Genomic DNA, 7,570 nt, shown 5'->3' on the forward strand with positions numbered 1-7,570 from the left:
TTGTGTAGGATAGGTGGGAGACTGTGAAGCGGCCACGCCAGTGGTTGTGGAGTCGTTGTTGAAATACCACTCTGGTCGTGCTGGATGTCTAACCCGGGTCCGTGATCCGGATCGGGGACAGTGTCTGATGGGTAGTTTAACTGCCGGGGGCGCCCCTCCCACGTACGTGGACGGACGGCGGGGCTCAGCCCGGGTTCTTGTCCAGGTAGTTGTGCAGTCCCGGAATGGTGAGCGTGCCGCCGAACTGACCGGCCTGGACGACGGTGACGTCCGTGAAGAACAGCTCGGGCAGGGTGAGCGGCGGCGGGCTGTCGGGCGTGAAGTCGACCGGGATGAGGCCGAGCAGCTTCCCCTTGAGCTCCTCCGTGTACATCGTGACCTTGCCGTCGCGGATCTTCGACGTGGAGCCCGGGGCGCCCTTGACGTGCGTCGTGTACGCGCCGGGGCCGACGGCGGTCTGGTGCAGGTCCTTGATGTCGATACCGCTCGCGGTGAACTTGAGGACGTTCTTGACCTTGCCGCTCGCCGTGCGCACCTTGACGATGCCGTCGTAACCGAGCCCGTGCAGGCTCAGCTTCGTGGTGTGCAGGGTCCAGGGGTCCTCGGCGACGCGCGGGTAGCTCTCGTCCACGTCGGCGTCGGCGAGGGCCTTCGCGTCCCGGGTGGGGCAGGGGTAGGGCTCGGGCCCGTCGCCCTTGCCCGCCTCGTCCGCCTTCCCGCTCTGCGGGCCCTTGGCGTTCTGCTCCTCGGCCTTGCGGGCCCCCTCGGCGATGTCCTCCTCGGAGGCACCGGCGGCGCGGGCGGCGGCGCTCAGGTGGTCCTTGAGGGTGCGCGGCTCACCGGCCTCGTCCCCCTTGCCCGCCTTGTCCCCGGCCTTGTCGTCCCTGGCCTCGGGGTCCGTGGCCTTGGCATCCTCGGACGTGGTGTCCTTGGCGTCCTCGGTGTCCTTGTCCGCGGGCTTGCCGGCTTCGGCGGCCTTGCTCCCGTAGGCCTTCGGCTCCGCCGCCTCGCCGTCCCCGGCCTTCTCGTCCCCGGCCTTGTCGTCGTCGGCCTTGTCGTCCGCCGCGGGCGCCTCGGCGTCCTGCTCGTCCTTCGGCGTGAAGAGGTCCTTGAGCGCGTCGCCGAGACCCAGCGGGTCGAGCGGGTTCTTCGTCTTCGACGGGCTCGGGGTGGGGCTCGCCGTGGGCTCGTCCCCCGGCTGCTCCCCGGTCTTCGCCCCGGTGCTCGCCTCCGCGCCGTCCTTCGTGGCGTCCGGTGCGTTCGTGGCGGCCTTCGTCTCCTCCTTCGCCCCGTCCCGCTCGTCCTTCTTCGTCCCGTCCTCCGCCTCGGCCGAGGCGGAGGGTGCGGGGGTCGCGGAGGGCGAGGGCGAGGCGCCCGGGCTCGCGCCGTGCGAGGGCGAGGGCGAGGGCTTGGTGGAGGGGGAGGCGGAGCCGGAGGGCTCCTGGCCCGGCTCGTCGGAGCGGGTCACGCAGGGACCGGGCGCGAAGGGCAGGTCCCCCTTGTCGTCGGCGAGCGCGAGGCGCGGGGTGAGCCCCATGCCGACGAAGACGGCCGTGGGCATGGCCGCGAGGGCCATCGCCTTGCCGGCGGGGATGCGGAACTTGGTCAGGACCGACTTGCGCGGCGCCGCGTGCCGGGGACCCGGTCTGCGCTCCTCCCCCGGGCGCAGCTCGTCATTCGGCACGGTGCCCACCACCGTCGGCGAGGTGCGCGAAGGGCCGCCCGCCGTCCCCGGCCGGGGTGTCACTCCCCGCGGGGCCGGGCTGCTGGGGCAGTACGGGGCCGGAGCCCGCGTCCGGGCCGCCGCGGTCCTCGGGCGCCGGGTCGCCGCCCGGATCGCCGGCCGGGTCCCCGGCCTCGGCCCTCTTCCCGTACGGGCCCTTCTTGTCCGGCACCCAGGCGAGCGCGAGGCTGCCGCCGAGGAGGGCGAGGAGGAAGCCGACGACGAAGCCGCCGAAGTTGGAGACCGGGAGCGAGACCAGGGCGAGGAGGATCGCCGCGACTCCGGCGAAGACCCGTACCTGCGCCTGGTACCACATCGTCAGGCCGAGGGTGATGAGCAGGATCCCGATGATGAGGGAGCCCGCGCCCGCCGTCGTGGACATGCGGACCGTCAGCTGCCCCAGCTTGAGGTCGTTGTAGGGGATGTAGGCGATGGGGATGCCGCCCAGCAGCGTCAGCACACCGGCCCAGAAGGGCCGGGTGCCCCGCCAGTCGCGGAACCGCGTTCGCCAGGCGTGCGGTCGGTTGTCGCTCAGCCCTGGGGACTCGGCGCTCATGGAAAACAGCTCCCTGGAACCGGCTATGCGTGGATGAGGGGGCACGGGAGGGCCGTGCGGGGGCGGGGCGTTGGCGCCGCCCGGGCCCGCACGGGGAGGTCCGCGTGCCGAGGGGCCCGCGTCCCGCGGACGGCCCGCCGGGGCCGCCCGCGGTCGCGAGTCAGAGCGCGGCGGGACGGGGACCCGTCCCGCCGGGGGTGCTCAGTAGCACTCCTTGACGCCCTTGTGCAGCGACATGTGCAGCCCGCTCAGCTTGAACGTGCCGGCGGTGGTCGCCCAGGCCGTCTGCTTGACGTCCTCGATGACGGCGCGCTCGGCCTGCTGCGCGAAGGCACCGCTCTGGGTGTTCTTCGCGAGCGCGGGTCCGCGCGTCTTGGCGCCCGCCGCCACACCGATGTCGATGTTGGAGAACGTCGCCTCGCCGGACAGGTCGTCCAGGTCCACGTACAGGTTGTGTGCCGTCGCCGGGTTCTTCGCGTCGGTACCCGCGTTGAGCCTGAGCGTGATCGTGCCGACGAGCGGCACGTTCGGCGTCACGACCGACTGGCACATGTTGTACAGCTTCGCGTCCTCGAACGAGGAGATGGCCACGGCGTGACCGGTCTTCCCGTCCGATTCCACGTCCAGGCCGCCGTACTGCGCGAAGCCCTGGCCGTCGAGCTTGTCCGCCGAGACCTTGAACTGCTGGCCCGACACACTGAACGAGGCCGCGAGCGCGCCCTGCGCGACGGCGACCCCGATCGCCGCCGTGGCGGCGACTCCCGGGACCATGACGACGGCGAAGCGACGCCATCTGGTCCCGCCACGAGCGACAGATTCCATGATTTCCTCCTTCTCGGACGTACATCCCGGGCCCGTTCCGCCGCTCCGGCGGCGGTCGTGGGCAGGGATGGGAGAAGCGCTACGTCCTCGGGAAGGAGCGCCGGGAACGTGCCGCGTGTGCGGCGCGCTGATCTCCGGCGATCACCCCCGAGCGACAACCACTCGGCCGCGTCCTCACGCGACCCGTGGACAGGCCCCGCCGACCGGCGGAGACCCCCCTGTCCCGGCCGGTGCCCGCGAGGGCTCCGGCCCGCCCGGTGGGGATCCAGGAACCCCCGGGCGCCGATTGGCTGTCGGACCGGAGGCAGTGGACCGAGCGTGCCCGATCGTGGTGCATTCGGCGGTCGCGCACAAGGGGTTCGTTACTGACTAGTAACGCCGACATGACCACCGGGCATCGGGTGCCGGGACCGGTGGCACAGAAAGTCGCCTCGCATAAGCGCGCATAACGGGACATCACCACACGGCGGGCGACGGATGGTCCGGCCCCTCTTACTGCAAGTAACAGCACCCCCTCTTTGCCAAGTTTTGGCAAAGAGGGGGTGCGGAAGTCGCCGTGTCGCCAAATCAACCGGGGCGCGGGGCGGGGGGCATATGCCCGCTTACCCGCCTAGAAGAGCACCCGGGCGAGGGCCTGACGGGCCGCCACGACGCGCGGGTCGTCGGGGCCCACGACCTCGAAGAGGTCGAGCAGGCGCAGGCGCGCGGTGTCGCGTTCCTCGCCGAAGACCTGGCGGACGGTGTCGATGATGCGCCCGAAGGCGTCCTCGACGTGGCCGCCCGCGAGATCGAGATCGGCGGCGGCGAGCTGCGCGGCGACGTCCGCGGGACGCTCCGCCGCCTTGGCGCGGACCTGCGCGGGGTCCAGCTCCGAGACCCGGCGCAAAAGTTCGGCCTGGGCGAGGCCGAGCTTGGCCTCCGTATTGGCCGGGTCCTCGCTCAGCACGTTGCGGTAGGCCCGGACGGCGCCCGCGAAGTCGCCGGAGTCGAGCGCGTCGACGGCGGCCTGGAGGAGGTGGTCGTAGGGGCCCGCCGGCTCCTCCCCGGCGGGGGCCCGCTCGGCGGCGGAGGCGTCGACCTGGATTCCGGTGAGGCCGAAGCGCTCCTCGCCGACCTGGATGAGCTGGTCGAGGATCTGGCGGACCTGGTCCTCGGGCGCGGCACCCTGGAAGAGCGGCAGGGCCTGACCCGCGACGACGGCGAAGACGGCGGGGATGCCCTGGACGCCGAACTGCTGGAGGAGCGTCTGGTTCGCCTCGGCGTCGACGCGCGCGAGGACGAACCGGCCGTTGTACTCGACGGCGAGGCGTTCGAGGACGGCGGTCAGCGCCGCCGAGGGCTCGGCGCGCGGGACCTGGAAGTCGATGACGACCGGGACTTCGGTGGAGAGCTGGAGCACCTCGCGCTCGAAGCCCGCCTCGTCGACGTCGATGACGAGCCCCGAGGGCGGGACCGCTCCCGTGTCGCCCGCGCGGGCGCGCTCGGCCCGGGCCTGCTCGGCCTTGGCCTTGGCCTCCTGGGCCGCCTTCACCGCGGCGAGGTCGACGACCCCGCTCATGGACATGTTCCGTGGCTGCATGTGCCCATCCTCCCCCTTCCGCCGCCGCAGCGGAAAAGCCAGGTGCAGGATGCACCGGCTCTCCCCGCACTCGCCTGGGGGCGGACCGTTCCAGGACCCGTACGACATCACCCGTACGGGGTGTGCGCACACGCGGGGCGGCGGGTGCGGCACGCGTCCCCGGAGTCCCCACCCCGGGTCGGCCTTCCCGGGGTCCCCACCCCGGGTGTGGTTGTCGCTCGAAGCGTCCCCGCCGGGCGGGGAGCCTTTCGCTACGCGTCGTAGCGTAACTCGTGGAGCGGTGGCGTGGGCGGTGATCTCCTTCACACCCCGGAGTGCTACTGGCCGGTATGGTCACGCCATGCCCGCCTCCGACCTGCCCCCGTCCGGCCCGAAGCCCGCCCCGGAGCCCTCCCCCGAGCGGCACCGCGCGGGGCGACCGCGCAGCGCCGCGGCCGATGCCGCGATCCTCGCGGCGACGCGCGAGGTGCTGGTCGAATCGGGCTGGTCGGGGCTGGCCCTGGGGGACGTGGCCGCGCGCGCGGGCGTCGCGAAGACGACGCTCTACCGGCGCTGGGCGGGCAAGAACGAACTGGTCGTGGACGCGGTCGCGGCGCTCTTCGACGAACTCGAACTCCCGGACTGCGGAAGCCTCGCGGGCGATGTCTCGGCCGTCGTGCTCCGCTTCGCGCGGCTGCTGGAGCGCCCCGAGACCCGTACCTCGCTCATGGCCGTCATCGCGGAGTCGACCCGGGACGAGGCGCTGCGCGACCGCATCCGCTCCGCGATCGTGGACCGCCAGAAGCGCCTCGTCCTGCTCGGCCGCCGCCGCGCGCAGGAGCGCGGCGAGATCCCCCGCGATCCCGACCCCGTGACGGCGGCGCGCAACGCGGACCTCGTCTTCGACGTCATCGCGGGCACGGTCGTGCACCGGGCCCTGGTGAGCGCGGAGCCGGTGGACGAGGAGTGGTCCCGGCGGCTGGCGGCCCTGCTGATCGAGGGTCTGGAGGGCTGACCGGAGGGCTGAGGGGGGCGGTACGCGCCGGGGCGGCGCCTGCGACGGGGTCCGGGCGCGGGGCGGGGACCGGGCACGGGGCGGGGTTCGGGCACAGGGCGGGGTTCGGGCGGGGCATACGGGTCCGGGCGCGGGGCTGCCGGCGCGGCGGGCTGCGGGTGCGCGCTCACCCGCCTCGCGAGGGGTCGTCCGGGAGGCGTACCGGCGCGCGCGCCGCCCGGTCCATCAGCTGCCGCAGGGACTCCTCCTCGCGGCTGCCCGGTTCGGCCGTGTACAGGACGACGCGCTGGTCGTGCTCCTCGTCCAGCAGGACGTCGCAGTCGAGCGTGAGGGGGCCCGCCTCGGGGTGGTGGATCGTCTTGCGGTCCTCGCGGTGCCGGCCCACGAGCCCCTCGTCCCACAGGGCGGCGAAGCGGCTGTTGCCCGCGCGGGTCCCGGCGACGAGATCGAGGAGGCCGGGGTCGCCGGGGTAGCGGGCGAGGGCCCGGCGCAGGTCGGCGACGAAGGTGCGGTCCCTACCGGCGGGATCGCTGGACTCGACAGGCACGGGGCCGTCGGCGAGCACCGCTCCGGGGACGGGGAAGCGCCTGCGGATGAGGTTGAAGCAGCCCGGTCCCGGCTCGCCGAGCAACGCGGCCCAGGCCGGGTTCCACCACAGCAGGGTCCAGTCGGCGGCGAAGACGGAGGCGGGCGCGTCCCCGAGCCCGCGCAGCAGGCGGCGCACGCCGGGCGAGACCGTGCGGGGCACGGAGCGGGCGGCGGGGGGGGAGCCCGGCGAGCAGGTGCAGGTGCTCGTCCTGGTCGGCGTCGAGCCGCAGGGCGCGCGCGAGCGCGGCGACGACCTGCGGGGACGGGTGTCCCGCGCGGCCCTGTTCGAGCCGTACGACGTAGTCCACGGAGAGCCCCGCGAGCGCGGCGAGTTCCTCGCGGCGCAGGCCCTTGGCGCGCCGCCCGCGCCCGGCCGGCAGCCCGGCCTCCTCGGGGCTGACGCGGTCGCGCCAGCGGCGCAGCGTCGCGCCGAGGCCGTCGGCATCCGGGGTGCTCATACGGCCAGCCTACGAGCGCCCGCCCGCCTGGTGCGCGGTGAAGGTGGTACCGGTGTTCCTACCGACGAAGGGTGCCTGGATCAGGGCGCGGGAGCGGCGCACGCTCGGAGACATGACCAGCACGATCACTCTCATCAGCGGGGCCGCGCGCGGCCTCGGTCTCGAAACCGCCCGCCGCCTGTCCGCTCTCGGCCACACCGTCCTCGTCGGTGCCCGCGACCCGGAGCGCGGGCGGGCCGTCGCCGAGGAGGTCCGGGGCCGCTGGGTGGCGCTCGACGTCGGCGACGCGGACTCCGTGACGGCGGCGGCGCGGGACGTGGCGGCGCACGAGGGCCGCGTCGACGTCCTGATCAACAACGCGGGCATCACGGGCCCGTTGAAGTCGGCCGCCGATCTCACCGGCGAGGACGCGCTCGGGGTGTTCCAGGTGAACGTCCTCGGCATCGTGCGGATGACGCACGCCTTCCTGCCGCTGCTCCGCGAGGCGGCGGACCCGCGTGTCGTGAACGTGACGAGCGGCCTCGGTTCGCAGACGCTCACGCACGACCCGGAGCGCGTCGAGCACTCCGTGGTCTCGCCGCTCTACACCTCGTCCAAGGCGGCGGTGAAGATGCTCACGACGCAGTACGCGCGCGGCGTCGAGGGCGTCCGTTTCAACGCGGCCGACCCGGGCTACACCGCGACGGACCTCAACCGCCACACGGGCACGCAGACCGTGACGGAGGGCAGCGACGCGATCGTGGCGCTCGCCACGGAGGAGGCCGTCGCGGGCACGGGCCGCGCGGTGGACCGCCACGTGCCGCTGCCCTGGTGAGGCGCCGTGGGCCACGCGCGACGGGGCCGGGCACCG

The 7,570-nt window shown here is 73.7% G+C and carries 6 protein-coding genes, 1 pseudogene and 1 other annotated feature; of the genes and pseudogenes, 2 read left to right on the forward strand and 5 right to left on the reverse strand.

The window, feature by feature from the left end; genetic code table 11:
* Nucleotides 1-121 (forward strand) — a sequence feature (23S ribosomal RNA rRNA prediction is too short).
* A gap of 63 nt (nucleotides 122-184) precedes the next feature.
* From SSBG_RS07310 to SSBG_RS07325, 4 genes are all read right to left on the reverse strand, one after another.
* Nucleotides 185-1,684 (reverse strand): hypothetical protein, encoded by a 1,500-nt coding sequence (locus SSBG_RS07310; protein WP_008745562.1) that lies wholly within the window; start codon nucleotides 1,682-1,684, stop codon nucleotides 185-187.
* Nucleotides 1,674-2,279 carry a DUF6114 domain-containing protein gene (locus SSBG_RS07315; RefSeq protein ID WP_008745563.1) on the reverse strand — a complete coding sequence of 202 codons (606 nt, stop codon included), beginning with the start codon at nucleotides 2,277-2,279 and terminating at the stop codon, nucleotides 1,674-1,676. The genes SSBG_RS07310 and SSBG_RS07315 overlap by 11 nt, the downstream gene beginning before the upstream one ends.
* Before the next feature lie 201 nt (nucleotides 2,280-2,480).
* The gene (locus SSBG_RS07320) at nucleotides 2,481-3,101 is read right to left on the reverse strand and encodes a DUF6230 family protein (protein ID WP_008745564.1); all 621 of its coding nucleotides are present in this window, start codon (nucleotides 3,099-3,101) and stop codon (nucleotides 2,481-2,483) included.
* 610 nt (nucleotides 3,102-3,711) lie between these two features.
* Nucleotides 3,712-4,680 (reverse strand): tetratricopeptide repeat protein, encoded by a 969-nt coding sequence (locus SSBG_RS07325; protein WP_008745565.1) that lies wholly within the window; start codon nucleotides 4,678-4,680, stop codon nucleotides 3,712-3,714.
* Between the two features lie 340 nt (nucleotides 4,681-5,020).
* Between SSBG_RS07325 and SSBG_RS07330 the strand changes: the two genes are divergently transcribed.
* Nucleotides 5,021-5,674 (forward strand): TetR/AcrR family transcriptional regulator, encoded by a 654-nt coding sequence (locus SSBG_RS07330; RefSeq protein ID WP_037869154.1) that lies wholly within the window; start codon nucleotides 5,021-5,023, stop codon nucleotides 5,672-5,674.
* Nucleotides 5,675-5,840: 166 nt separating this feature from the next.
* Here the strand turns inward: SSBG_RS07330 and SSBG_RS07335 are convergent.
* A pseudogene (locus SSBG_RS07335) lies at nucleotides 5,841-6,720 on the reverse strand (helix-turn-helix domain-containing protein).
* Between the two features lie 112 nt (nucleotides 6,721-6,832).
* On the opposite strand from SSBG_RS07335, the gene SSBG_RS07340 reads away from it, so the two are divergent.
* Nucleotides 6,833-7,534, forward strand: a complete 702-nt coding sequence (locus SSBG_RS07340; protein ID WP_037871207.1) for an SDR family NAD(P)-dependent oxidoreductase — start codon at nucleotides 6,833-6,835, stop codon at nucleotides 7,532-7,534.
* Nucleotides 7,535-7,570: the final 36 nt, after the last annotated feature.

This window comes from Streptomyces sp. SPB074, from assembly GCF_000154905.1.
GTDB lineage: Bacteria > Actinomycetota > Actinomycetes > Streptomycetales > Streptomycetaceae > Streptomyces.

What these genes read in the sequence shown, in the direction of transcription:
- SSBG_RS07315 (WP_008745563.1), bottom strand. Translation starts at nt 2,279, where the DNA reads ATGAGCGCCGAGTCCCCAGGGCTGAGCGACAACCGACCGCACGCCTGG.
- SSBG_RS07320 (WP_008745564.1), bottom strand. Translation starts at nt 3,101, where the DNA reads ATGGAATCTGTCGCTCGTGGCGGGACCAGATGGCGTCGCTTCGCCGTC.
- SSBG_RS07325 (WP_008745565.1), bottom strand. Translation starts at nt 4,680, where the DNA reads ATGCAGCCACGGAACATGTCCATGAGCGGGGTCGTCGACCTCGCCGCG.
- SSBG_RS07330 (WP_037869154.1), top strand. Translation starts at nt 5,021, where the DNA reads ATGCCCGCCTCCGACCTGCCCCCGTCCGGCCCGAAGCCCGCCCCGGAG.
- SSBG_RS07340 (WP_037871207.1), top strand. Translation starts at nt 6,833, where the DNA reads ATGACCAGCACGATCACTCTCATCAGCGGGGCCGCGCGCGGCCTCGGT.